Below are 23,632 nucleotides of genomic sequence, written 5' to 3'. Positions count from 1 at the left end.
CCGGCTTCCTAGAGTATGATGACTTCACATTGATCCACCCAGGGAAATGTCATCCCGCTCTAAAGTGCCTGCCCGGCGGCCCGGCCGCTGGCCCAGGCCCATTGGAAATTATAGCCGCCCAGCCAGCCGGTGACGTCCACCGCCTCGCCAATGGCATAGAGGCCGGGCATTTTGGCCGCCTCCATGGTGCGGGACGACAGGCCGGCGGTGGCGATGCCGCCCACCGTCACTTCCGCCTTGGCATAGCCTTCGGTGCCCGACGGGATGAAAGGCCAGTCGGAAAGTCGCGCCCCGGCCTGACGCAGCGCCTTGTCGGACAGGGCGCCCACCTCCCCCTGCACGCCGATCCGCTCCAGCAGCGCATCGGCCAGCCGTTCGGGTAGCGCCTGCGCCAGCGTCTTGCGCAAGGACGCGCGGGGCCGTTCGCGCTTTTCGGCAAGCAGCCAGTCAGCCGCGCGATCGGGCAGGAAATTCACCTGGATCGGCGTGCGATGCTGCCAATAGCTGCTGATCTGGAGCATCGACGGACCGGACAGGCCGCGATGGGTGAACAGCGCCGCCTCGCGGAAGCGCGTCTTGTTCCAGCGCACCTCGACATCGGCGGACACGCCCGACAGCGACTGGAACAGCGCGTCGTCAGGCCCCAAAGTGAAGGGCACCAGCGCGGGGCGCGGCTGCACCACCGACAGGCCGAAGCGCCGCGCCACGTCATAGGCGAAGCCGGTCGCGCCCAGCTTGGGAATGGACGGCCCGCCGGTCGCCAGCACCAAAGCGGGCGCGCGATGCTCCCGGTCGCCGATCCGCACGCGATAGAGGCCGTCGCCATGGCCGATGTCCGTGACCGGCTGGCCCAGCGCCATGGCGACGCCACCCTTCGCGCATTCCGCCTCCAGCATGGCGACGATCTGCTTCGCCGACCCGTCGCAGAAGAGCTGCCCCAGCGTCTTTTCATGCCAGGCGATGCCGTGGCGATCGACCAGCGCAAGGAAATCCTGCGCCGTGTAGCGGCCCAGCGCCGACTTGGCGAAATGGGGATTGGTCGACAGATAGCGGTCGGGCGCGGTGTGGATATTGGTGAAATTGCACCGCCCGCCGCCGGAAATCAGGATTTTCTTGCCCGGCGCATCGGCATGGTCGGCGAGCAGCACCCGCCGGCCCCGCTGCCCCGCCACGCTGGCGCACATCAGACCGGCCGCGCCCGCGCCCAGCACGATCGCATCATAGTCCGCCATTCAGCGGCCCCGCTTCAGACGCACCAGCGCCTCGTCCAGCGCCGACAGGAAGCGCGAGCGATCGGCCTTGGAGAAGGGCGGCGGCCCGCCGATCGCATCGCCCACTGCGCCCGCGCGCAGGTCCGCCATGATCGCCCGCGTCGCGACCGCCGCGCCGATCGAGCTGGTGGTGAAGGGCTTGCCATTGGGCGCGATCACCACCGCGCCCGCCTTCAGGCAACGATCGGCCAGCAATATGTCGGCGGTGATGCAGATGCTGCCTTTGTCGGCCCGTTCGGCGATCCAGTCGTCGGCGGCGTCGAAGCCGTCGCTCACCACCACCCGGTCGAGCAAGGGATGGGCGGGAATGCGGATCGGGCTGTTGCTGACGATCGTCACGGGCACCTCATGCCGCCAGGCGACCTTGTAGATTTCCTCCTTCACCGGGCAGGCATCGGCATCGACCAATATCTTCATGGCCTGCGCGATAGGCGGGTGGATCAGTCGAGACAATGGCCCAGCGATCAAATCCTCCCCTTGCAGGGGAGGATTTCGTGCAGGCTAATTCCTTCTATTTTCCTCCAAACCCAATCGCCACCTTCACCCCGCGCCGCTCCTGTCCTACATGGTTCGATATGAGTGCCCCCCTGTATAACAAGGACATATTGCGGCTGGCCGCGAGCATCCCGCATCACCAGCGCCTGCCCGACGCGCAGGCGACCGTGGAGAAGCGATCCCCCACCTGCGGGTCGCGCGTGACGGCCGACGTCAAAATGGCGGACGGACGGCTGGCCGAAATGGGGCTGGACGTGAAGGCCTGCGCGCTGGGGCAGGCGTCGGCCGCTTTGATGGCCGCGCAGGCGATCGGCCTGACGGCGGAGGAACTGGCCGACGCGCGCGACCGGCTGACCGCCTATCTGGCGGGGGAAAGCGACGATCTCGACTTCTGGCCGGGCCTTGCGGTGCTGGCCCCGGCGCGCGGCTATCCCGCCCGCCATGCCTCGATCCGGCTCGGTTTCGAGGCGATCGCCGAAGCCGCACGCATGGCCGACGCCTGATGGACGCCCATGCCGCCACCGGCGCCACCGACATATTGCTCACCGAAGGCGTCATCCTGCTGGGCGCGGCGGTTCTCTTCGTGATGCTCTTCCGCCGCTTCGGGCTGGGCGCGGTGCTCGGCTATCTGGTCGCGGGCGCGCTGGTCGGGCCGCAGGGGCTGGGGCTGGTCGGCGGCGCCGAGTCGAAGCTCGCCATCGCGGAAATCGGCATCGTCCTGCTGCTGTTCCTCGTCGGCCTCGAACTGCATCCGGCGCGGCTGTGGCGGCTGAAACGCGACATTTTCGCGCTCGGCGCGGCGCAGGTCATCTTGTGCGGCTGCGCGCTGACGGCGCTCATCTTCTATTCGACCGGCTTCAGCTGGGGCGCGGCGATCGCGCTCGGCCTGCCGCTCGCCTTGTCGTCGACGGCGCAGGTGCTGCCCAGCCTAAAGTCCAGCGGCCGCATCAACTCGCCTTTCGGTGAAAAGGTCTTTTCGATCCTGTTGTTCCAGGATCTCTCGATCGTTCCGCTGATCACCATCGTCGCCGCCCTGTCCCGCAACCCGGCCGATGCCGGCGGCCCGCCGGGATGGATGATGGCGGGCTATACCGTGGCCGCCATCGCCGGACTGGTGCTGGCGGGCCGCTTCATCCTGCGCCCGCTGCTGGCGCTGGTCGGGCGGATGGGCGAGCGCGAACTGTTCGTCGCGGTCGGCCTGTTCACCGTCCTCGCCGCCGCCGCGCTGATGCACGCGCTGCACCTGTCGACCGCGCTGGGCGCCTTCGTCGCGGGCGTGATGCTGGCCGATTCGCCCTATCGCCATGAGATCGAATCCGACGTGGAGCCGTTCCGCTCGATCCTGCTCGGCCTTTTCTTCCTGGCGGTCGGCATGGTGCTGGACCTCCACACGGTGGCCGCCAACCCGATCTTCGTCCTGTCGATGGCGGCGATGCTGGTCGTCACCAAGACCGCGATCATCACCGGCCTCGCCCGTCTGTTCGGCATGAACGGGCAGCAGGCGCTGGGCGCTGGCCTGCTGCTGAGCCAGGGCGGTGAATTCGGCTTCGTCCTGTTCGCCCAGGCGCAGGGCGCGCTGCTGATCGCGCCGCAGGCCGCCAGCCTGTTCAGCGCCATCGTCACTTTCTCCATGGCGACGACGCCCTTCCTGATGCTGTTCGCCCGCCGGTTCGAATTCGCCCGGCCCAAGGACGATGGCAGCCTGCCCGGTCCCGAGGATGCGCCACGCGGCAGCGCCATCATCGTGGGCTATGGCCGCTTCGGCCAGACCGTCGCGCAGATGCTGATGGGTCATGGCTTCGGCGTCACCCTGATCGACAAGAAGCCCGCGCAGATCGAGGTGTCGAGCCGGTTCGACATGAAGGTCTATTATGGCGACGGCACCCGCATCGACCTGCTCCGCCGGTCGGGCGCGGACGAGGCGCGGCTGATCGCCTTCTGCATCGACGATCCCTCGCTCGACAGCCGGGCGCTCCAGCCGATCGCCGAAGCCTTCCCGCAGGCGGCGCTGATCGTCCGCGCCTTCGATCGGCGGCAGGTGCTGGCGTTGCAGGACATGGACCTGGCCGGGGTGGTGCGCGAAGTCTATGAATCGGCCATCTGCATGGGCGTGCAGGCGATGCAGTCGCTGGGCGTGCCGCAGGGGGAGGTCGAGGAAGTCGAGCGCCAATATCGCGCCAATGACGAACAGCGTTTCGCGCTCCAGATCAAGCATGGCGATCTGATCGCGGCCAAGGATCTGCTCTATCGGCCGGGCAAGGCGATGCGGCTGCTGAGCCGGGGGGAGAAGGAAGACATATGATCGCGATACTGGCCTGCCTGTCCGCGGCGCTCGCCATCGGCGCGGGCGCGTTCGGCGCCCATGGCGTCACTGATCCCAAGGCGGCGGAATGGCTGCGCACCGGCGGCCTCTACCAGTTGATCCACGCCGTCGCGGCGGTCGCGATACTGGGCATGGCGCGGGGCGCGGCGGCGCTGCTGCTGATCGGCGCGGCGATCTTTGCCGTCTCGCTCTATGTCATGGCGCTGGGCGGACCCCGCTGGCTGGGCGCGGTGACGCCGATCGGGGGCACGCTGATGATCGCGGGATGGCTCTGGGCCGCATGGAGCTTCTCCCAGCGCTGATCCGCCCTATCTTGCCGGAAACCGCGACCGCGCCTAGATAAAGTCCATGGCCCACGCTCACCATCATCATCAGGAACCCACCGGCACGAAGCTGGCCGATGCCGCACGCGCCACGCTGGAGGCGCAGAACGAGCAATGGACGCCGATGCGCGCCGCCATTTTCGATGCATTGGCGGCCGAGGAAAAGCCGGCGTCGGCCTATGACATCGCCGATAATGTGTCGAAGGCGCGCGGCAAGCGGGTCGCGCCCAACAGCGTCTATCGCATCCTCGACCTGTTCGTCGCGAACAACATCGCCATGCGGGTGGAAAGCGCCAACGCCTATATCGCCAACGCCCATCCGGGCTGCCATCATGACTGCATCTTCCTGGTGTGCCGCACCTGCAAGCAGGCGACCCATGTCGATGACGACAAGGTGACGGGCGAAGTCCGCGCCATCGCCGAGCAGGAAGGGTTCCGGCCGGAGCGGCCGGTGATAGAGATATTGGGCGTCTGCGCCCGATGCACCGCCTGAAGCGGTCGCCCGCTTGAGGCGGATCGACATGCAGGCAACCGGAACGGCCTTGCCTGTAATCTTCCGTCATCCTGACGAAAGTCAGGATCCATTCGGGACACCCGTTCGAGCGTAGCGCTGAATGGATGCTGATTGTCATCAGCATGACGGCGGGCTGGCCTGTGCCAATCCCGAATGTCGATCTGCCCCGGGCGGGCGACCGCCGTCCGGTCAGGCTTCGTTGGTCGAAAAGAAAGTGTCTCCCGCCGCCAGCATGAGCGGCCCGGCGCCCGTCATCGGCGCCGTCGCGGGCCAGCGCGTGTCGAGCAGTCGCCCCTTGGCGATGCGGGTGATCGACACGGCATCCCCCTGATTGCCGCCCAGCACATGATAGGCGCTGTCATCTTCGCCGGCATAGAAGCCGACATGCCCCAGCCATCCGTCGCGACTGCCCCGCCAGAAGACCAGGATCGCGCCCAGCGTCCGATCGCAATGCGTGCCGAAGCGCTGCCAGGCGCGCGCGCCCAGCGGATTGGCGGGCAGCGTCTCCCCCGCCAGCGTCGCGCTGACGCAATGGGCGACGAAAAGGCCGCACCAGGGGATATCGTCCGAATCATAATCGATCCCGGCATGATCCGCCCAGTCTATCAATATAGGATTATTGCCCGGCCCGACCCGTTCGCGCACGCCGATCAGTCGGCGCGCCTCCTGAAACCAGGCTATGGCCGGACTGTCCGCGACCGCCGGGATTTCGTCCTCGCCGAACAGAGCTTTCCACGTCTTGGGTCCCACGACGCCGTCGGGCAGCAGCCCGACCGATCGCTGGAACGCCCTGGCCGCCGTTTCGGTGCGCCGCCCCCATATTCCATCGATGATCCCCGGATCGAACCCCTTGCGGGCCAGGGCATGTTGAATCTTCTCAACTGTCGCTTTGGATTTACTTGTCATGACCGCGCCATTCCTTGAACAATATCGAAATATCTCAAGTAATTTTGCGACATTATGCTGATTTCATATCCAATTTATGACAGATAGCCAACTTTTATTCAATTTAATGAATCCATTATATTAAAATAAACTTAATATATATTTACGATTACATAATAATTTGATCGAGTTATTTTCCTCCTGTGTTGATGGGACAAGCAAGGTAGCCATGACCGAATTTTCCCCCTAAATGAGGGCCATTCTTGCAGATTGGCTTTATGAACGACCACACGCACACACCGCTGCTCGACCAGGTTGCCTTTCCGTCGGACCTGCGCAAGCTTGAGCCGGATCAGCTCCGCCAGCTCGCTGACGAACTGCGCGCGGAAACCATCGCCGCAGTCGGCGTTACGGGCGGCCATCTGGGGTCGGGCCTCGGCGTCGTCGAGCTGACCACGGCGATCCATTATGTGTTCGACACCCCGGCCGACAAGCTGATCTGGGACGTCGGCCATCAATGCTATCCGCACAAGATACTGACCGGCCGGCGCGACCGCATCCGCACCCTGCGCCAGGGCGGCGGCCTGTCCGGCTTCACCAAGCGCGCCGAGAGCGAATATGACCCGTTCGGCGCGGCGCACAGTTCGACCTCGATCAGCGCGGCGCTGGGCTTCGCCGTCGCCAACAAGATGCAGGACAAGCCGGGCAAGGCGATCGCCGTGATCGGCGACGGCGCCATGTCGGCCGGCATGGCCTATGAGGCGATGAACAATGCGCGCGAGGCCGGCAACCGGCTGGTCGTGATCCTGAACGACAATGACATGTCGATCGCCCCGCCGGTCGGCGGCCTGTCCGCCTATCTCGCCCGGCTGGTGTCGAGCCGCGAGTTTCTCGGTCTGCGCGACCTCGCCAAGAAGCTGGCGCGCCGACTGCCCCGCCCGCTGCACAAGGCCGCGAAGAAGACCGACGAATTCGCCCGCGGCATGGCGACCGGCGGCACATTGTTCGAGGAGCTGGGCTTCTATTATGTCGGCCCGATCGACGGCCATAATCTCGACCATCTGATCCCGGTGCTGGAAAATGTCCGTGACGCGGCCGAAGGGCCGTGCCTGATCCATGTCGTGACGCAGAAGGGCAAAGGCTATGCCCCGGCCGAGGCGGCGGCCGACAAATATCATGGCGTGCAGAAGTTCGACATCATCACCGGCACCCAGGCCAAGGCGCCGCCGGGTCCGCCCAGCTACACCCATGTCTTCGCCCAGGCGCTGATCGCCGAGGCGGAGCGCGATCCGGCCGTCTGCGCGATCACGGCGGCGATGCCGTCGGGCACCGGCCTCGACAAGTTCGAACTGGCTTTCCCCGACCGGACGTTCGACGTGGGCATCGCCGAACAACATGCCGTGACCTTCGCGGCAGGCCTCGCGGCGCAGGGGATGCGCCCCTTCTGCGCCATCTATTCGACCTTCCTGCAACGCGCCTATGATCAGGTGGTGCATGACGTGGCGATCCAGAATCTGCCCGTCCGCTTCGCCATCGACCGCGCCGGCTTGGTCGGCGCGGACGGCTCCACCCATGCGGGCAGCTTCGACGTCGCCTATCTCGCCAGCTTGCCCAATTTCGTGGTGATGGCGGCCGCCGACGAGGCCGAACTGGTCCATATGGTCCATACCTGCGCCGTCCATGACAGCGGGCCGATCGCGGTGCGCTATCCGCGCGGCAACGGCACCGGCGTCGCCATGCCGCCCGTTCCCGAGCGGCTGGAAATCGGCAAGGGCCGCATCGTGCGCGAGGGGCGGCAGGTCGCCATCCTCTCGCTCGGCACGCGGCTGGAGGAAGCGATGAAGGCGGCCGAGGCGCTGGAGGCCAAGGGGCTTTCCACCACCGTCGCCGACCTGCGCTTCGCCAAGCCGCTGGACGAGGCGATGATCCGCAAGCTGCTGACCAGCCACGAAGTCGCCGTGACGATCGAGGAAGGGTCGATCGGCGGCCTGGGCGCCCATGTGCTGACGCTGGCGAGCGATCTGGGCCTAATCGACAATGGCCTGAAGCTGCGCACCATGCGCCTGCCTGACATCTTCCAGGACCAGGACAAGCCCGAAAGGCAATATGCCGACGCCCGGCTGGACGCCGACGCGATCGTGGCCACGGTGCTGACCGCGCTGCGCCACAACAGCGTCGGCGCGGAGGCGCGCGCCTGACGCCGCATAGGAACCAATTCCCGCCTCTTGCGCTCAAGTGGATTANCTGGACGCCGACGCGATCGTGGCCACGGTGCTGACCGCGCTGCGCCACAACAGCGTCGGCGCGGAGGCGCGCGCCTGACGCCGCATAGGAACCAATTCCCGCCTCTTGCGCTCAAGTGGATTAGATTTTGACATTTGCATCCCCTGGCGGTTGGGATGGGTCTGCAAATGTCAAAATCGTAAAATCCACTAGAATCAAATATTTCTAGTGGTCCGAATAGATTCTGACATTCGTGTGGGACATGGCCTCAAGCGGTGTCGAATGTCAGAATCGGACCACTAGCCGGACCGTGCCGATCATGCGATGATTGGTGCGCCATGGGATAGAGGGACAATATGGTGCGGCGTGTCGGGCAAACCCTCTTTCCGGCTGCCGCTTTCCTCCTGATCCTGAACGCCTGCCACCCCAGGCAAGAGGACAAGCCCCCGCCCCGCGCGGACGATCCCGTCCCGACCGCGCAAAAATCCTCCATCCTGACGGCGCCGATAGAGGGCGATGCGGCGATCATCAGACGCACCGTCGAAGCGGCCGTGCCCCGGATGCTCTGGTCGATCGACGAGCCCGCCGCGCAATGCGTCGCGCCCCAGCGGGTGAAGCTGTTCGGCAAACAGATCAAGGTCACGCCGCCGATCAACTGCGCGATCCAGGGCGCCGTCACGCGCGGTCCCATCCGGCTGCGCGGCGAAGGGCAGGATATCGTCGCCGACGTGCCGATCCGGGCGCAGATCAGCGCGCGCGACGTGCACGGCCGGTTGAAGGGGGAAACCGCGACCGGCGCGGCCATGGCCCATGCCCGCATCCGCCTCGACCTGACGCCCGACTGGGCGCTGACCGGCAAGGTGCGGCTGACCTATGACTGGACCACGCCGCCCGGCATCGATTTTCTGGGCCGGCGCATCCGCTTCACCGATCGGGCGGACGAGAAGCTGCAACCGATCGTGCGAAAGCTGGAGCGTGACCTGCCGCGCGAACTGGCGCAGGTGCATTTGCGGCCCAAGGTGGAGCGACTCTGGCGTCAGGGTTTTGCGACGCTCGAACTCAACGCGCGCAATCCCGCCGTCTGGATGCGGGTGACGCCGCAGAGGCTGCTCTATGGCGGCTATGCCCTGAGCGGCGGGCGGTTGCGGCTCGATCTTGGGCTGGAGGCGATCACCGAGAGCTTCGTCGGGCCGCGTCCGAATGACCCGGCGCCCACGCCCCTGCCGCCGCCCGCGCGCGCGCGGGCCGACGGCCGTTTCGCCATGGCTATCCCAGTCACCGCCAACTATGCGCAACTGGAACCGGTGATCCTGCGGGCGCTGACCAAACGCGCTGCCCAGCCCTTCGCCCTGCCCGCCATCGGCCCTGTCATCGCGCGCTTCGACAAAGTCGAGGCCTATGGCGCCAACGGGGGGCGGATCGCGGTCGGCGTCACGCTCGCCGCCCGGTCCGCCTCCGGCAAGATGGGGGAAACATATGGCCGCATCTGGCTGATGGCGCGCCCGGTCAACGCGCCCGACAGCGCCGAAGTCCGCTTCGCCGACCTGACCGTCACCGGCGCCACGGATGGCGTCGCGGGCGACATGCTGGTGGCGCTTGGCAGCAGTCCGGCCTTTTCCCCGCTCATCGCCGCCTCGCTCACCCAGAATTTCACCAGGGATCTGGAGGCGCTTGAGGGCAAAATCCGCCGCGCCATCGCCGAAAAGCGGCTGGGCGACTTGTTGATTGAGAGCCGCATCGATCGGATCGAGACGGGCAGGATTCACGCCTATGGCGCGGGCCTGCATCTGCCGGTCGAGGCGCAGGGGACGGCGCGCATCCGCTATCAACCGGGGCTTCGCTGAATTTCGGCCATGACGAAGCCCGCCCGTTCCGCCACCGGGGCCAGGGGCAGTTCGCGCACCCTATAGCCCAGATCCCGGTAGCAGCACCGCATCATGGCGCAGGTCGCTTCGGCCTCCTCCTCCGACTGGCGCCGCTCCGAATCCTGATCGTAGATCGCCGGCCAGTGCGGCGCGAGAAACACGACCGGCTGATAGCGATAGAGTTCGCAGGCCCGCCGCACAGGCGCCGGGATCGGCAGGCCGCACAGGGTCAGATAGCCGATGACGTCGGGGATGCCCCGATCGAACAGGACAGGCCCTTCCCGGCGCAACGCCTCCTCATAGGATCGCAGTTCCCACTGCAACATCGCCTCGGCGAAGGCCGCACGATCGTCCCATGGCAGCGCCCGGCCGCCGATCGCGCTCTGGCTGCGGATGATGGCGCGGCCAGCTTCGGGCATGACGGACAGCCCCTCTCCGGCCAGCGCCTCTATGAGACTCGTCTTTCCCGATCCCGGTCCACCCGTGATCACAACAAAATGTCGACCCATCATTTCTTCTCTTTCCGGCAACTATTTGGTTGCAAAAATTCTGAATAGGGTTATCAAGCAACCAGGAGGTTGCCCATATGACCGATTCCATCATCAAAACCATCGAGATCGCCGCCCCTGTCGCGAGAGTCTGGGACGCGCTGGTCGACCATGAGAAATTCGGCGCCTGGTTCTTGGTGGCGCTCGACCAGCCTTTCGCCGTCGGCCAGACTAATACCGGCCGCATGACCTATCCCGGCTACGAACATCTCCCCTGGGAATCGCGCACCGTGGCGATCGAGCCGATGACGCGCTTCGCCTTCGAATGGCCCGCTACGGGCGGCGACGAGGAAGCGATCAGAAATGGCGTGCCGGAATGGATGTTGGTCGAGTTTCTGCTGGAACCGATCGCCACGGGCACGAAGCTGACCGTCACCGAAAGTGGGTTCGACAAGGTGCCGGAACCGCGGCGCAGCAATGTGCTGCGTTCCAATGACGGTGGCTGGGCGGAGCAGGTGGAGAATATCAAGCGTTATGCCGAACGCTGATCCGGCGCTGCTGTTCGCGGCGCTGGGAGACATGACGCGTCTGGGGCTGGTGTCCCGATTGTCGGACGGCGGCGAACGCTCGATCGCGAAGCTGGGCGAAGGACTGCCGATGAGCCGGCAGGCCGTCGCCAAGCATCTGGACGTCCTGCATGACGCGGGACTGGTGCATCGCCGCAGGAGCGGACGCGAGGTCCATTATGCGCTGCGACGCGACGCCATCGAGGCTGCGCGGCGCTGGCTCGACCAGGTGAACGCGCAATGGGATGGCACGCTCGCCCGGCTCAAGTCCCTGGTGGAGGATGGGAGCGATTAGAGAGCCCCTCCATATAGAATTGCGGGATCAGCGGCGCAGGCGCGCAGGACTGGCGCGACGAGCGCCGCTCCATTGATCGAGAGCATTACGTTCGGCGCCGGGATCATCCTATCGCAACAGCCGCGCCAAGCCCATCCCGGTTGATACCGGGCTGCACGAAGGACGTTGCCGGATCGAGAACTTCACCGCAAATACACAATATTGCCACACATCACCAGCGCCCCTGCAAAATCGATCAAGGCCTTGAAGCCATGCTCCATCTCGCCGCAGCCGTCATCCCTTCACGATGCCCCCGCAGGCCCTGAGAGAGAAGCACGCATCCTCCGAAGGAGCGAGAGGCAATTCCGTTTGACCTCATCATTCTCCAGGCGCCCTGCTCACGCCCCCCCATGTCAGCCCCCCCCATGTCAGGCCCCGCAGCGCGCTGAACCAGCCGGCCACGACCGGAAGGCGGGATCGCCCGGCCTTAGCCGAACGACAAGCATCCCTCCGGCAGCGTCTCCACCTGCGCGACGATCGCAACGCGCGAACCGCCGACCAACGAAAAAGGGGCCGATCTTGCGACCGGCCCCTCTTCCCTCATCCATCCATGAAGGACGGACAATCTGATTACTGACCCGAACCCGGACCGTAGCTGATTTCCACGCGACGGTTCTGGACTTCGCGGACGCCGTCGGCGGTTTCGACGCGCGGCTGCGATTCACCGAAGGCCTGGGTGGTCATGACGCCATCCGGGATACCCTTCGAAGCCAGATAGGCCTTGACCGCGTCAGCGCGGCGCTGCGACAGGCCGACGTTGTACGAAGCCGAACCCGACTTGTCCGCGTGGCCGGCCAACATGACCTGGGCGCTGCCGCAGCTGCTGTAGGCCGAAACCGCATTGTCCAGAATGGTGGCGGCGTCAGGCGTGATGTCCGACTTGTCCCATTCGAAGAAGACAATGTACGGCCCAGGCGCACACTCAGCAGCCGGCGGGGGCGGCGGAGGCGGCGGCGGGGGCGGCGGAGGCGGCGGGGGAGGCGGCGGCGGCGGAGCCGCTTCAGCCGGAGCGCCGAAGTTGTAGGTCAGGCCGAGCAGCAGGCTGTGCGTGCGCAGCTTGGTTTCGGCGTTCGAACCGGCATTGCCGTAGACGCTCGAATAGGCCGGGATCAGCTTGATATCGTCCTGGTTGAAGAAGCGATACTTCAGCGAGACGTCGACATTGTTGGTGACCGGGTAGCGAACGCCCGCGATCGCCTGCCAGGCGAAGCCGGTGTCGCTGTCGTTCACGACGTCCGAAGCCAGCTTGCCGCGCGACACGCCGACACCGCCGCCGACGAAGCCCTGCAGGCCGTCATCCGGACCGAAGTCGAGCAGGCCGTTCAGCATGAACGAAAGAGCCGAAGCAGCGCCGCCGAAGCGCACACCCTCAGGGCCCATCTTATCGAGGTCGATCTCGGCGCGCTTGTAGGCGGCTTCGGCTTCGAGGCGGAAGCCGCCGAAGTCATAACCGATGTTCGCGTCGAAATCATAACCCTTATGATAGTCGATCGACGGGGCCGCAAGGCCACCGACAGGAACGGAATCGAAGGTCAGGTCCTGATCTTCGACGAGCAGCACGCCGGCGTCCACGCCAACATACCAGCTGTTATCACGCGCCAGGGCCGGGGTGGCCAGGGCACTGGTCGCAAGCGCAGCCGCGAGGGCAAGCTTCCGCATATGGATTCCCCTTTCAAAAGTGTCACGAAGGACTGCTGAAACCCTGTATCGGCAAGAAGGTTTCATGGCAAGTCCACAATTCGTGAAACCGTTGCAAAAATAACGCACTAGCTCATCTTCCGTAGACCCCTGAGGCTAATGGATGAAAATCCCAGGCTATTGACGCGACGATGCAATATAAAAAGCATAATATCGTAATGTCAGCTCTCGATCAGTCCATGCCCGCGCAGTGCCGTCAAAATGGCGTCGATGGTTAACCGTGCTTCAACGTCAATCACGCTGCCGCCGGCGGTGTCCGCAATAGCCCCCGCCCGCGCGCCGACGACCCGTTCATCGTCAAGATACAGGCCATCGCCCCGTATGACCGACGCGCGCCATTCGGTGCCATCATGGAAAAGCGCATGGTTCCGGTCGACGACATGGAAGGACAGGCCCGTGCGCGGCGCCACGAAGCGCCATCCGCCCTCGGTCCAGCAGGCGATCATCCCCGTCCGGCCGCTCCACTCGCCGCTCGCGCCCGCCGCCACGATCCAGCATCCGCCGGTCGCCGGGTCGGCCGGCGGCGCCGCCAGATCGGCGCTTTCCGCCACCCCATGCAGCAGGGTGTCGACCAGCGCCAAAGCTTCATTATGAAAGAGTTCCTTCTGCGCCTGCCCTGCATAGAGCAGCGGCAGCGCCCAGCGCGGCGTTGCATCCATCTCATTCCCTCCTCTTCATCCGCCAGGCCCGTCAGGCCGCTATCCCGATCTGCGCCGCGCGCCCCCGTGCCAGGGTTCCCAACTGCCGCACCTCGACGCTCAGCGCCTCGCCCGCCGTCCCGTCCGCCGCGATCATCGTCGCCGCATAGGTCCAGCCCGGCGCGTCAGTCTCGGCGCTGCGGATCGGCGTCGCGCCCCGCATCACCCGTATCGCATAGCGCTCGCTTTCCTCGGTCAGCGGCACGTCGGCCCCGCCCAGCCAGCGCCAGCCATTGCGGCTCCGGCGGGTCCATCCGATCGCCCAGCCGCCGCCGCCGTCCGCCCGCGCCGTCAGGTGCACGGGCGATGGCGGCGTCAGCGCCGCGCCTTCGATGGTCAGCACCGCCTCGGCCGGCTCGGCGTCACCGATGCCGATCGCCGACAGGCGCAGCGTGTCGCCCGCCTCGCCCTCGCGCCCCAGCATGGCCAGCGGCTCCACCAGCCGCTCCTCCTCGACCAGCAGGAAGCGCGCACCCGGCCCATGTCCCGCCATCGCCCATTCGGTGCCCCGCAGCCCGCGACGCAAATCGGTCAGGCGCCAGCTTGCCGGCCCGGTCCGCACCGCCTGCCCGAACTGCAACAATTCCTCCCCCAGCAGACAGAGATTGCGCCCCTGCGCCAGCCCGGCTTCGTCGCTCGACATCAGCGCCATATCCTCCGCCAGCAGCGTGACCGTCAGCGCGTGGCGCGTATCGACCAGCATCGCGCTCCCCATCGGCAGCGCCGCGTCCGCCACCCCCATCACCGCGCGCGGCGCGCTCCGCCCGACCGGGGTCGCCTCGCCGCTCGCGCCGATCACGAACAGCGCCGCGCTGCGCCATCCCGCGCCGCCGCTCGCCGCGGCCACGACCAAAGGCGCGCTGGCCACCGCGTCGCGCAGCGGCGGCAGGTCGGCCAGCAGCAGGCGCGTCGGCCCATGCGGCGCATCCACCTGCCGCACGATCGCGCCCGACGATGCGCCCGTCGGCAGGCCGCCGCCCCCGCCCGGCACCCGCCGCAGCGCCAGCCGCACGACCATTGCCTCCCATTCCCGTTCCTCGATCCGCCACAGCCCCGGCGCATCGGCGACCGTCACGACCATGCCGGGCGCCAGCGTCAGCGCGCGCCAGTCGCACCGCAGCGTCATCGTCGCCCGGCCGCTCCACGCCGCGCCGATCCGCGCCGCCGCCAGCGCGCGCGCCGCATCGGCATCCAGCACGGCGGGCAGTTCGATCCCGCTCTCCAGCCGCCCCGGTCCCGGCCGCATGACCCGCTGGACGCCGGCCTGATAGTCGCGCGCCGCGTCATAATGGCGCAGGCTCAGCGCCACCGGCACGCCGTCGGCCGCGCCGCCCGACCGCTCGGCCGGATCGACCGACCGCCCGTTGATCCGTCGCACCAGCGCCTCGCCGCAGATGACGTCCCCGGCCGCACTCGCCGTCGCCCGCATAGTCGAGCCGCGTGACCAGGAAGCGCCCCCGCATCCGTTCCCCGCTCTCGAAGCTCAATTCATAATCCTCGATCGTGCCCGCCAGCGCATGGCCGCGGATGCGTATTTCCGCCGCGGAGCCGGTGAACAGCCCCGCCGCCGACACGCTGACGGAACGCACCCCCGCGCCCGACAGCAATTCGCGCCAGCCGCCCGAATCCTTGCTGGTGATGTTCACCGCCTCGCCGTTCACGGACAATTGGGTGGTGCGCATTCCCGCCACCGTCGCATATGTTGCCGGGGCGTTGCCGTCGCCTACCTTCAGCAAAAACGCACTTCCTTTTTCGACGCCCATGGCGCATTCTCCAGCCAAGCGACACCGACGCGCGAAGCCCCTTGCTCCGGCCCGGAAAATCGCGAAAAAACAGGAGACTCGGACGCCTCGTGCGTGACCGGTCTCAGGGTGAAATTGGGGTTTATGGAGAGGTCCCGATGTTTGTTGCCGCTTCGCTCATGATGATGCTCGCCACGGTCCCGTCGGCCGACGCGGTCGGCAATGGCCGCAAGGAATTTTCCAAATGCCTGAGCGCGCAGGTCCAGCCCGCGCTCGACAAGAAACTGACCGTCGGCGACTTTCAGTCGACGATGAAAAAGGCCTGCGCCGACAAGGAAGCCGCCTTCCGCGCCGCCATCATCGCCCAGGACAAGGCCGACAAAATGTCCGACGCCGAAGCCAATGCGGACGCCGACGACCAGATCTCGGAATATGTCGACAAGATCACCAGCGAATATGAGGAAAACAGCCGCCCGAGCTGACCTGCTTCTATCTTCCCTCCCAGGGGGAGAGACAGGGGAGGTCTGGCGGTGCCAGCCGTTTAGAACGAGATGCCTTACCTTGATCCGTTCGCTTCGAGCGCAGTCGAGAAGCCGATCGCGCAATGCTTGCGTTTCTCGACTGCGCTCGAAACGAACGGCGGTTGCTTGAAGCCGCCTGACATAGTCCTGCGCTAGGTGCAGTTGAAAAGGGGCTGACCTATGCCCCCTCCCGCACCGCCCGCAGCCGATAATCCACCGTCGCCCGCCATCCGGTCGCCTGGCCGGCTGCCGCGCCAGCCCGCGCCACCCGCGACCGCAGCAACCGCGCGCTGACGATCCGCCACCCGTCCAGCGCGCCCGCAGCGCCGATCGCCGGATCGACCCGCGCCATCATCCCCGCCAGCCGCCCCGGCGTTTCGTCCGCGACGACCAGCCCGATGGTCAGTCGCACCTCGCGCCCCTCGACATCCTTGCCGCCCCAGTCCGCGCCCAGGCACTCGCCCACCACGCCATAGGGGGCCGCCGCCCGCGCCGGCTCGCCGTCATACAGGCCGTTGACCGCATCCATCAGCGCCCCGTCCGCCCGCAGGGCCGCGATCACCGCCGCCCGCACCGCCATTTCCGCGCTCATCGCTCTCCCCCCGTCCCTCGGCCCGCCTCGCGCAGCGCCAGATCGCGCGACCAGCGCCCCGCCAGCCCCCGCCCGGACGCACGCACCGCCTCGCCCTCGACCACCGCCACGACGCCCTCCTCGACCAGCGCCGCCGCGATCCCCTCCCGCCGCCGCGCCGCCCGCGCCTCCATCATCCGCATGAGCGCCGCCCTCATGCCAGCCGCATCCGCCGGAACGGCCGCCACAGCGCGCTGACCACGGCGGGCGGCGTCGCGCTTTCGGCGCCCCGCGCCAGATAATGGTCCGCCGCCAGCCGCACGATCCCCTGCCGCAAGGCTTCGGGCAGGCCGTTCAGTTCCCCCGCCATCCCCGCGCGATAGCTGACCGCCAGCACCCGCCGATCCCCGGCCCGTGTCGAGCGCACCCAGCCGTCGCCCGCCGCGTCGATATCGACCGCATAGGCGTCCACCGGCAAAGCCTCGCTCGCCCCGTCCGCATCCACTGCCGCGACGCTTTCGATGCTCAGCACCGGCCGCGCCGACAGCCTTTGCCATCCGCCGTCGCCCGCCACCGTCTCGCGCGCCGCCCGCGCGACCAGCCATTGGCCGACAAACTGCTCGCACAATGTCGCCGCGCTGCGCAGCAGCCCCGCCAGCACCGCATCCTCGCCGCCCGTCTCGATCCGCAGATAGGCCTTCAATTCCGCCAGCGACGCCGCCAGCCCCCCGCTTTCCGCTTCCGTCCGCATCAGCGCTCCTCCACCCGGATCGTCACCGATCGCTCATCCGCCTGCCCGTCGGACAGGATCACATGGTTGGTCAGCCGATACAGTCGCCCCACCACCCCGCCCGACAGCCGCGCGCTGCTCCGCCGGTCCTCGAACGCGCTCTCCGCCACGGTCAGCCCGCCCGCCTCCGCCGGCTCCACCGCCCAGTTGCTGGACACCAAGGTCTGCGCCGCCAGATAGGCGGACCAGTCGATTTCATGGTCGATCCGCGCCTGCGGGTCTTTCACAAACAGGCTCATCTGATCTTGCTCCCCCGTTCCGCTTCCGCCTGCGATCGCCGCTCGACCGCTCCGGCGCGCGCGCCCAGCCCCGGCCGCACCCCCACGCCCCACGGCCCGGCCCAGCCGCGCCGCGCCTCCTCCAGCGCGCCGACCCCCTCCACATCCTGCTTGGCCCGCGCGTCCGACGTGCTGATCGCCCCGCTCGCGGCGTAGACGGTCGACCATCGCGCCGCCGCGCCGCCCAGGGCAAAGCCATTGTCGCTCGACGGCGCCACCGTGCCGAACGCCGTCAGCGCCTGATAATCTAGCCGCAACGCCTCCTGCATGGCGGCCGATCCGTTGCGCCCGACATGGAAACTCATCCGCGACGCCAGGTTGGTCGCGCCGGGCGCGGTGGCGATATAGGTGGTGCGGATACGCGACAATTCGGTGAACGTGCCGCCGATCAGCCCCCAGCCATTATAGTCGCCGATCACGTCATGGTGACGACATCGGTGCGCGCCGCCAGCGTGCCGTTGGCGCGATAGAGCCGATTGTTCGCCAACCTCCCGATCCCGGCCACGCGCAAACTCGCCTGCCCGCCGTCCATCAGCACCGACAGGGCGGGCGTCAAAAGGCTCGCCCTGCCCATCCAGCCCTCGACCGCATATTCTTCGGCCCCGACCGCGTTGATATGCAGTTCGGCAGCGTTCATCCGCTGCACCCCGCTCGCGCCCAGCGCGCCGATGCTCGCCCGCACCCCCGCCGCGCTTTCCTGCGTCAGCAGCGACCGGCCGAACGCGGCGCCGGTGAGCGCCGCGATCGCGTCCAGTTCCCCGCTCGCCGCCTGCCGCCCCGCCAGCGCGCCCGCCAGCCCATCAATCTCACCCAGGCCATGGCCATGCCGCTCCACGGCATCGATCCAGCCGGCATGGACCGCCAGCCCCACGCGCTTCTCGCCCGCCGCGAAGTCCACCGCCGCACCATCGGCCGACGACGCCACCGGCTCCCGCGCCAGCCGTCCGTCGCCGTCCAGTGTCCCGGTCCCCGCCTCCCATTGCAGCGGCGCGCCCGTGCCGACGATCACATAGGGAAAGGCCGCCCCGGCCCCGACCGCGCCGGCAAAGGGCCGATAGCCCGCCATCGCCCCGTCCAGCCGCAGCGGCCCCGTCCCGACATCATAGCTGACCTCCCGCACCAGGTCGGTCATCTCCAGCCCCGAAATCCCCACGCCCCGCTCCCACAAAAAAACCTTCTCCCTCGGAGGGAGAAGGATACGAAGCCTTGGCGGCGCAGCCGCCTAGGCGAAGTTGGATGAGGGGGAAGGCGCAACGCCTCCCCCAATCCCGCCGATCAGGAAGCCGCGAACTTCATCAGCTTGATCGCCTCCGAATTGGCCACGCCGCCACCGATCCGCTTCACCGCATAGAAATGCACGAACGGCTTGTTGCTGAACGGATCGCGCAGGATGCTCGTGTCGCTGCGCTCGGCGATGACATAGCCCATCTGGAAATTGCCGAAGGCGATCGACAGGCTGTTCGCGGCGATATCGGGCATGTCCTCCGCCTCGATCACCGGATAGCCGAGTAACGTCGCGGGCTGCGCCGCGCTCAGCCCCGGCTGCCAGATGAAGGCGCCGTCGCTCGTCTTCATCTTGCGGATTACCGCCAGCGTCGCCGAATTCATCACGAAGCACGCCCCCTGGCGATAGGGCGCGCGCAGGCTCTGCACCAGGTCGATCAGCTTGTCCTGCGGGTTCGCCGCGAAAGCGCCCGCCGCGCCCGACGCCAGATATTGCAGCGATCCGAAGGCGCGCACCCCGTCCGCCTCATTGGTGGTCGTATAGGTCAGAAAGCCCTTGGGCTTGTTTGTCCCATTGCCGTTGACGAAGGCCGCGCCCTCCGCGACGGCGAACTCGCGGGCGATCTCGCTCGCCAGCCAGCCCTCGACATCGAACTGCGCGTCATCCAGCATCGCCTGGCTCGCCGCCGGATTGGCGAACAGCTCGCCCGACGGCGGCGCGATCTCGTTGAAGCTCGGCGTCCCCGTCTCGGCCCGCGCGCCCGTCTCGCTGGCCCAGCCCGACACGATCCCGCCCGCCGTCACCAGCTTGCGATAGCCCGCCGTCCCCGTGCGCACCACATTGGCGACGGCGCGGATCGGCGAAATCGCCTTCAAGGTCGTCCCGATCAACTGGTCGATCTCGCGCGGCACCGCATAGCCGCCCGCCGCGCCGCTCGCCCCGGAAAAGCTTTTCAGCTCGACCCCCGCTTCTTGTCCATGCCGCAGATAGCGCTCGACGAAATTGGCGCGCGCGGGGTCCACCGCCCCGCCCTTCACCCCGTCCAACGCCGGCCGCTGCTGCGCCAGCAGCGCCCCCTTCAGCGCCGCGACCTCGCTCTCCAGCCCCTCGATCCGCTCGCCCTGAAGCACCGCGTCGAAGCTCGCCTCCAGCCCGTCCATCACCTGATCCGTCATGCCCGTCTCCACAAAAAAGGGCGGCCCAACCGGACCGCCCGAAAAAACGCCTTCCCCCACCGGGAGAAGGATACGTAGCCTTGCCAGCGTGCTGGCTAGGCGAAGTTGGATGAGGGCGGTTCACGCGGAGAGGAAAAAGCCGCCAGGGGCAGCCCCCCTCATCCTTCTCCGCGCCACCGCGTCTCCGCGCGAACAAAATCTCCGCGACCTCTGCGCCTCTGCGCGAACCATCTGGACAGCCCCGCCTCCATCATCCGATAGAAGCCGCATGTCTCTCACCCTCGCCACCGACGGCGCCCGGCACATCCCCGCCGCCCTCGACCAGGCCACGCTCGCCACGATCGAAACTGCGCTCGCCGATCTTCCGCCGGACCAGCCCGGCCTGCGCCTCGCCGCCCTTCCGGCCCTTGCCGCAATTCTCGCCCCAACAGGCGCCATCGGCCGCCATGCCGCCGCCCATCAGGGCGACGCTACCCGCCCCGTCCGCGCCATCCTGTTCGACAAGAGCGCCGCCACCAACTGGGCGCTCGGCTGGCATCAGGACCGCACCATCGCCGTGCGCGCCCGCATCGACACGCCGGGCTTCGGCCCATGGACGGTGAAATCCGGCATCCAGCACGTCGCCCCGCCGCAATCCTTGCTCGACCAGATGCTGACCCTGCGCCTCCATCTCGACGCCGTAGATGCCGGCAATGCCCCGTTGCTGATCGCCCCCGGCTCGCACCGCCACGGCCGCGTCATCGAAAGCGACGTCGCCAGCCTCGTCGCAGCCTGCGGCGTCCATGCCTGCCTCGCCGAACGCGGCGACATCTGGCTCTACGCCACGCCCATCCTCCACGCCTCCGACGCCGCGACCAACCCGCGCCACCGCCGCGTCCTGCAACTCGACTACAGCCCCGACCCGCTACCGGGCGCCCTGGACTGGCTGGGCGTCTAAGCTTCCTTCTCCCCTTGTGGGAGAAGGATACGCAGCCTTACCGGCAAAGCCGGTCAGGCGAAGTTGGATGAGGGGGAAGGGACGCCCTCCCCCTCCACCCGCAACACCCGCGCCAAATCCTGCATCGGATGCGTCACCAAACTCACCTCCACCAGCTCCAGCGCCAGCAATTCGCGCGGCCCCGCGCCCCGCGCCGCCTTCACCCGATAGCCGAAGCTCAGCCCGTCCAGCGCCCCCTGCTCAAGCGCCGCCGCGGCCTCGCGCCCGGCCGCCGTCCGTCGCGACACCCGCCCGATCACGCGCAGCCCGCGCGCATCCTCCTGCGCCTTGTCGATCCGGCCGATCACGCTGCCCGGCCCATGCTGCCACAGCAGGGGAACATCAGCGGCAGCGACAGGCCCGAACGCCCCCGCCCGCACCACGTCGCCGCCCCGGTCGACCCGGTCGAAAATCGCCGCATAACCGGCAAAACGCACCTCGCCCCTCATGCCCGCACCAGCCCCAGCAAGCCCATCTTCACCGCCACGCCCAGCAGCACCAGCGCCATGACGATCCGCACCGCCCAGCCGATCACCGCCCCGCGCGCCGCCTTCTTCGCGTCGCGCCAGGCGGACAGCAGCTCGCGCAGTTCCCGCACATCGCCCTCCGCGCGCCGGTCCGCCAGCCCCAGCCGCTCTAGCGCCCGTCCCGCGCCCAGGTCGCTCGCCTCCTCGATCAGCGCCCGGACCATGACCATGTCCATCGGTCGCCCCTCGGCCTGCGCGACGAGCCGCGCCAACATCTCCTCTTTCATCACATCCGCCTTCCCTTGGGGCCTGCCCAAGCCTATCTGACGCCCATGAAGCGCACCCATCGCAAAGCCCTGATCGTCATCATTCTGGCCGTCCTCGGCCTCCTCGCCTGGCGGTTCGACCTGTTCACCGCCGGCGACTGCCTGATCGAGGGCGGCCGCTGGAACTGGGACAATGGCTTCTGCCGCCTCGACAGCCTCGCTCGCCCGGCCGGATAGATTTTCACGCGGAGCCGCGGAGCAGGCGGAGAAAACAGCCGCCAAAGGCGGCAAACTTTCTTCCTTCTCCGCGTCTCCGCGCGAACAAAATCTGGACGCCCGCTCACATCCCCAGCATCGCCTTCTTCTCATCCGCCGAAAGAAAATCCGCCGCCGCGACCCGCTCCCACAGCGCCGCCCGTTCGTCCGACAATGCCGGCACCGCATCCAGATCCGCCTCGATCGCCACGCCCGGCCACCAGCCACCCAAGCCCTGCGACAGCCCCGCGCAGATCTTCGCGACCAGCGGCAATATCGCCTGCCGCCACAGCGCCTTGTTGGCCTCGCGATAATTGGCGTAGCTATTGTCGCCCGGCAGCCCCATCAGCATCGGCGGCACGCCGAAGGCCAGCGCGATCTCCCGCGCCGCCGCGCTTTTCAGCCCCACGAAATCCATCTCGGCCGGCGTCAGGCTCATCGCCTTCCAGCTAAGCCCCCCCTCCAGCAGCATCGGCCGCCCGGCATTGGCGGCGCCGGCAAAGGCCGCCTCCATCTCGCGCTTGACCCGCTCATATTGTTCGGGGCTGAGCACCGATCCGTCGCCCGGATCATAGACCATCGCCCCGCTGGGCCGCGCCGCATTGTCCAGCAGCGCCTTGTTCCACACGCTCGCGACATTGTGGATCGCCACCGCGCCCGCCGCCGCGCCCGCGCAGCCTAGCCCATAATGATCGTCCAGCGGATGCAGCGCCTTCAGGTGCAGCAGGCTCGTCCGCCCCGCGCCATCCTCGGGCGACAGGCGCGTCACGCTCTCCCCGACACGATAGAGATAGGCCGCCGGCCACCCCCGCGCATCCGCCTCGACGCTGACGCGCTCGGGCCGCAGCGCGAACAGTTCGGCCGGCAACCCGTCCGCGCCCGCGATCACCTGGACATAGCCATTGCCGTGCAGCAGCAGATGGCAGGCCAGCGTCTCCATCAATCCCTGCCCCGCCGAAGCCCGCCCGACCAGCGAGAGGATGCGCGTCGCATCCTCCACGCCCCGCACCTTGATCGCGCAAGCCCCCGCGCCTTCGGACACCAGCCGCATCGCCCGCTGCGCGACGGCATTGCCCATCACGCCCGCGCGCAACTGCGCCTCATAGCTGGCCGGCCACTCCCCCAGCGCCACCGCGCCCGAACCCCAGGCCCGCGCCAGCACCGGCCGCGCATCGCCCCCACCCGCACCCTGCGATGCGGCCGCCTTCGTCCCGAACCATTTCATGAAAAGACCCGCCCATAAAAAAACCCCTCCCCGACGGGGAGAGGATAGTGGAGATTAGCGGCAAGGCCGCTTGCCGAAAGTTGGAAAGGGGCTTAGCGCGCCTTTACGGATTACGTGCCAGCACCCTATCGCAGGCCGAATTGGTGCCCTCGCTCTTGCCGATCACCCGGCCCGCCAGCGCACCCGCGCCCGCGCCCAGCAGCGTCTCGCCGACGCCGCCGCCCGCGATCAGGCCCACGCCCGCGCCGCCGGCCGCGCCGATCACCGTGCCCTTGTCGCGCCCCTTTTTGCCCTTGAGCAGGCAATAGCGCACATCGTCGCGATCGCGCGGTTCGGCGCGTGCAATCCGCGCCCGATCCTTGCTGTTCAGGCTGGCGGCCATCACCGGCGTCGCGATCACCGACACGGCCGTAGCGATCGCCATCAGCTTCACCATCTTCATGTCACATACTCCTGAT

Annotated in this window: 29 protein-coding genes and 1 pseudogene; 11 read left to right on the top strand and 19 right to left on the bottom strand. The window is 67.6% G+C overall.

All coding sequences use genetic code 11. The annotated features are described in order from the left end of the window. Positions 1-59: 59 nt before the first annotated feature. Entirely contained in the window at positions 60-1,232 is a 1,173-nt protein-coding gene (locus AC58EF_RS12570) for a BaiN/RdsA family NAD(P)/FAD-dependent oxidoreductase (protein ID WP_497276648.1), read from the bottom strand. Continuing rightward, a complete protein-coding gene (locus AC58EF_RS12565; protein ID WP_497276646.1) occupies positions 1,233-1,688 on the bottom strand; it encodes a YaiI/YqxD family protein in 456 nt (151 codons plus the stop codon). It abuts the gene before it with no gap. A gap of 158 nt (positions 1,689-1,846) precedes the next feature. Here AC58EF_RS12565 and AC58EF_RS12560 point away from each other — a divergent pair, with 158 nt between their 5' ends. Genes AC58EF_RS12560 through AC58EF_RS12545 form a run of 4 tightly spaced genes read left to right on the top strand, consistent with a single transcriptional unit; the run spans position 1,847 to position 4,905 of the window. Then, positions 1,847-2,269, top strand: a complete 423-nt coding sequence (locus tag AC58EF_RS12560) for an iron-sulfur cluster assembly scaffold protein (RefSeq protein WP_497276645.1) — start codon at positions 1,847-1,849, stop codon at positions 2,267-2,269. After that, the gene (locus AC58EF_RS12555) at positions 2,269-4,068 is read left to right on the top strand and encodes a monovalent cation:proton antiporter-2 (CPA2) family protein (RefSeq protein ID WP_497276644.1); all 1,800 of its coding nucleotides are present in this window, start codon (positions 2,269-2,271) and stop codon (positions 4,066-4,068) included. The genes AC58EF_RS12560 and AC58EF_RS12555 overlap by 1 nt, the downstream gene beginning before the upstream one ends. Then, positions 4,065-4,391 (top strand): DUF423 domain-containing protein, encoded by a 327-nt coding sequence (locus AC58EF_RS12550; RefSeq protein ID WP_497276642.1) that lies wholly within the window; start codon positions 4,065-4,067, stop codon positions 4,389-4,391. Before AC58EF_RS12555 ends, AC58EF_RS12550 begins: the two co-directional genes overlap by 4 nt. A gap of 46 nt (positions 4,392-4,437) precedes the next feature. Then, on the top strand, positions 4,438-4,905 hold the full coding sequence (locus tag AC58EF_RS12545) for a Fur family transcriptional regulator (protein WP_497276640.1): 468 nt from the start codon (positions 4,438-4,440) through the stop codon (positions 4,903-4,905). Between the two features lie 210 nt (positions 4,906-5,115). On the opposite strand, the gene AC58EF_RS12540 is transcribed toward AC58EF_RS12545, so the two are convergent. Further along, on the bottom strand, positions 5,116-5,832 hold the full coding sequence (locus AC58EF_RS12540; protein WP_497276639.1) for an NlpC/P60 family protein: 717 nt from the start codon (positions 5,830-5,832) through the stop codon (positions 5,116-5,118). A gap of 257 nt (positions 5,833-6,089) precedes the next feature. Here AC58EF_RS12540 and dxs point away from each other — a divergent pair, with 257 nt between their 5' ends. Together dxs and AC58EF_RS12530 are read left to right on the top strand one after the other, a co-directional pair. Beyond that, positions 6,090-8,009: a 1-deoxy-D-xylulose-5-phosphate synthase gene (gene dxs, locus AC58EF_RS12535; RefSeq protein ID WP_497276638.1), complete on the top strand. Its 1,920-nt coding sequence runs from the start codon at positions 6,090-6,092 to the stop codon at positions 8,007-8,009. Between the two features lie 381 nt (positions 8,010-8,390). Continuing rightward, positions 8,391-9,878, top strand: coding sequence for a DUF4403 family protein (locus AC58EF_RS12530; RefSeq protein WP_497276637.1), 1,488 nt, complete (start codon positions 8,391-8,393; stop codon positions 9,876-9,878). Here AC58EF_RS12530 and AC58EF_RS12525 read toward each other — a convergent pair. Then, positions 9,860-10,408 carry an AAA family ATPase gene (locus AC58EF_RS12525; protein WP_497276636.1) on the bottom strand — a complete coding sequence of 183 codons (549 nt, stop codon included), beginning with the start codon at positions 10,406-10,408 and terminating at the stop codon, positions 9,860-9,862. The genes AC58EF_RS12530 and AC58EF_RS12525 overlap by 19 nt on opposite strands. Positions 10,409-10,485: 77 nt before the next feature. On the opposite strand from AC58EF_RS12525, the gene AC58EF_RS12520 reads away from it, so the two are divergent. Beyond that, entirely contained in the window at positions 10,486-10,935 is a 450-nt protein-coding gene (locus tag AC58EF_RS12520; protein WP_497276634.1) for an SRPBCC family protein, read from the top strand. Beyond that, complete coding sequence (locus tag AC58EF_RS12515) at positions 10,922-11,248, top strand: ArsR/SmtB family transcription factor (protein ID WP_497276632.1); 327 nt, start codon at positions 10,922-10,924, stop codon at positions 11,246-11,248. The genes AC58EF_RS12520 and AC58EF_RS12515 overlap by 14 nt, the downstream gene beginning before the upstream one ends. A 609-nt stretch (positions 11,249-11,857) precedes the next feature. Here AC58EF_RS12515 and AC58EF_RS12510 read toward each other — a convergent pair. From AC58EF_RS12510 to AC58EF_RS12495, 4 genes and pseudogenes are all read right to left on the bottom strand, one after another. Next, entirely contained in the window at positions 11,858-12,946 is a 1,089-nt protein-coding gene (locus AC58EF_RS12510; protein WP_497276631.1) for an OmpA family protein, read from the bottom strand. 200 nt (positions 12,947-13,146) lie between these two features. Further along, complete coding sequence (locus AC58EF_RS12505) at positions 13,147-13,644, bottom strand: DUF2793 domain-containing protein (RefSeq protein ID WP_497276630.1); 498 nt, start codon at positions 13,642-13,644, stop codon at positions 13,147-13,149. 31 nt (positions 13,645-13,675) lie between these two features. Further along, positions 13,676-15,061 carry a GTA baseplate fiber-binding domain-containing protein gene (locus tag AC58EF_RS12500; protein WP_497276629.1) on the bottom strand — a complete coding sequence of 462 codons (1,386 nt, stop codon included), beginning with the start codon at positions 15,059-15,061 and terminating at the stop codon, positions 13,676-13,678. A 40-nt stretch (positions 15,062-15,101) separates the two neighbouring features. After that, positions 15,102-15,446, bottom strand: a pseudogene (locus AC58EF_RS12495) (phage tail tube protein); the annotation flags it as partial. Between the two features lie 137 nt (positions 15,447-15,583). Between AC58EF_RS12495 and AC58EF_RS12490 the strand changes: the two are divergent. Next, positions 15,584-15,907, top strand: a complete 324-nt coding sequence (locus tag AC58EF_RS12490) for a hypothetical protein (RefSeq protein WP_497276627.1) — start codon at positions 15,584-15,586, stop codon at positions 15,905-15,907. A gap of 217 nt (positions 15,908-16,124) precedes the next feature. On the opposite strand, the gene gp17 is transcribed toward AC58EF_RS12490, so the two are convergent. From gp17 to AC58EF_RS12455, 7 genes are all read right to left on the bottom strand, one after another. Further along, positions 16,125-16,538: a tail completion protein gp17 gene (gene gp17 / locus AC58EF_RS12485; protein ID WP_497276625.1), complete on the bottom strand. Its 414-nt coding sequence runs from the start codon at positions 16,536-16,538 to the stop codon at positions 16,125-16,127. Beyond that, a complete protein-coding gene (locus tag AC58EF_RS12480) occupies positions 16,535-16,735 on the bottom strand; it encodes a hypothetical protein (RefSeq protein WP_497276624.1) in 201 nt (66 codons plus the stop codon). Before AC58EF_RS12480 ends, gp17 begins: the two co-directional genes overlap by 4 nt. After that, positions 16,732-17,268, bottom strand: coding sequence for a head-tail connector protein (locus AC58EF_RS12475; RefSeq protein ID WP_497276623.1), 537 nt, complete (start codon positions 17,266-17,268; stop codon positions 16,732-16,734). The genes AC58EF_RS12480 and AC58EF_RS12475 overlap by 4 nt, the downstream gene beginning before the upstream one ends. Then, positions 17,268-17,546 (bottom strand): phage fiber-tail adaptor protein, encoded by a 279-nt coding sequence (locus AC58EF_RS12470; protein ID WP_497276622.1) that lies wholly within the window; start codon positions 17,544-17,546, stop codon positions 17,268-17,270. Before AC58EF_RS12470 ends, AC58EF_RS12475 begins: the two co-directional genes overlap by 1 nt. Further along, the gene (locus tag AC58EF_RS12465; RefSeq protein ID WP_497276621.1) at positions 17,543-18,004 is read right to left on the bottom strand and encodes a hypothetical protein; all 462 of its coding nucleotides are present in this window, start codon (positions 18,002-18,004) and stop codon (positions 17,543-17,545) included. The genes AC58EF_RS12470 and AC58EF_RS12465 overlap by 4 nt, the downstream gene beginning before the upstream one ends. After that, entirely contained in the window at positions 18,001-18,738 is a 738-nt protein-coding gene (locus AC58EF_RS12460; protein WP_497276619.1) for a hypothetical protein, read from the bottom strand. The genes AC58EF_RS12465 and AC58EF_RS12460 overlap by 4 nt, the downstream gene beginning before the upstream one ends. Before the next feature lie 122 nt (positions 18,739-18,860). Continuing rightward, positions 18,861-19,985, bottom strand: a complete 1,125-nt coding sequence (locus tag AC58EF_RS12455) for a phage major capsid protein (protein WP_497276617.1) — start codon at positions 19,983-19,985, stop codon at positions 18,861-18,863. 268 nt (positions 19,986-20,253) lie between these two features. Between AC58EF_RS12455 and AC58EF_RS12450 the strand changes: the two genes are divergently transcribed. Continuing rightward, positions 20,254-20,922: a phytanoyl-CoA dioxygenase family protein gene (locus AC58EF_RS12450; RefSeq protein ID WP_497276616.1), complete on the top strand. Its 669-nt coding sequence runs from the start codon at positions 20,254-20,256 to the stop codon at positions 20,920-20,922. A gap of 53 nt (positions 20,923-20,975) precedes the next feature. On the opposite strand, the gene AC58EF_RS12445 is transcribed toward AC58EF_RS12450, so the two are convergent. Both AC58EF_RS12445 and AC58EF_RS12440 read right to left on the bottom strand, forming a co-directional pair. Next, positions 20,976-21,410, bottom strand: a complete 435-nt coding sequence (locus tag AC58EF_RS12445; RefSeq protein ID WP_497276614.1) for an HK97 family phage prohead protease — start codon at positions 21,408-21,410, stop codon at positions 20,976-20,978. Beyond that, positions 21,407-21,715 carry a DUF6127 family protein gene (locus AC58EF_RS12440; protein ID WP_497276612.1) on the bottom strand — a complete coding sequence of 103 codons (309 nt, stop codon included), beginning with the start codon at positions 21,713-21,715 and terminating at the stop codon, positions 21,407-21,409. The genes AC58EF_RS12445 and AC58EF_RS12440 overlap by 4 nt, the downstream gene beginning before the upstream one ends. Before the next feature lie 45 nt (positions 21,716-21,760). Here AC58EF_RS12440 and AC58EF_RS12435 point away from each other — a divergent pair, with 45 nt between their 5' ends. Next, positions 21,761-21,931 carry a hypothetical protein gene (locus AC58EF_RS12435; protein WP_497276611.1) on the top strand — a complete coding sequence of 57 codons (171 nt, stop codon included), beginning with the start codon at positions 21,761-21,763 and terminating at the stop codon, positions 21,929-21,931. Positions 21,932-22,034: 103 nt separating this feature from the next. On the opposite strand, the gene AC58EF_RS12430 is transcribed toward AC58EF_RS12435, so the two are convergent. Then, positions 22,035-23,174, bottom strand: a complete 1,140-nt coding sequence (locus AC58EF_RS12430; RefSeq protein WP_497276610.1) for a phage portal protein — start codon at positions 23,172-23,174, stop codon at positions 22,035-22,037. Positions 23,175-23,277: 103 nt separating this feature from the next. Next, positions 23,278-23,616, bottom strand: a complete 339-nt coding sequence (locus tag AC58EF_RS12425) for a hypothetical protein (protein ID WP_497276609.1) — start codon at positions 23,614-23,616, stop codon at positions 23,278-23,280. Between the last annotated feature and the right edge of the window lie 16 nt (positions 23,617-23,632).

It is taken from the genome of Sphingobium sp. WR1 (genome assembly GCF_059693745.1).
The sequence above is the reverse complement of the archived record's forward strand: the minus strand, read 5'-3'. Positions and strand labels throughout refer to the sequence as shown.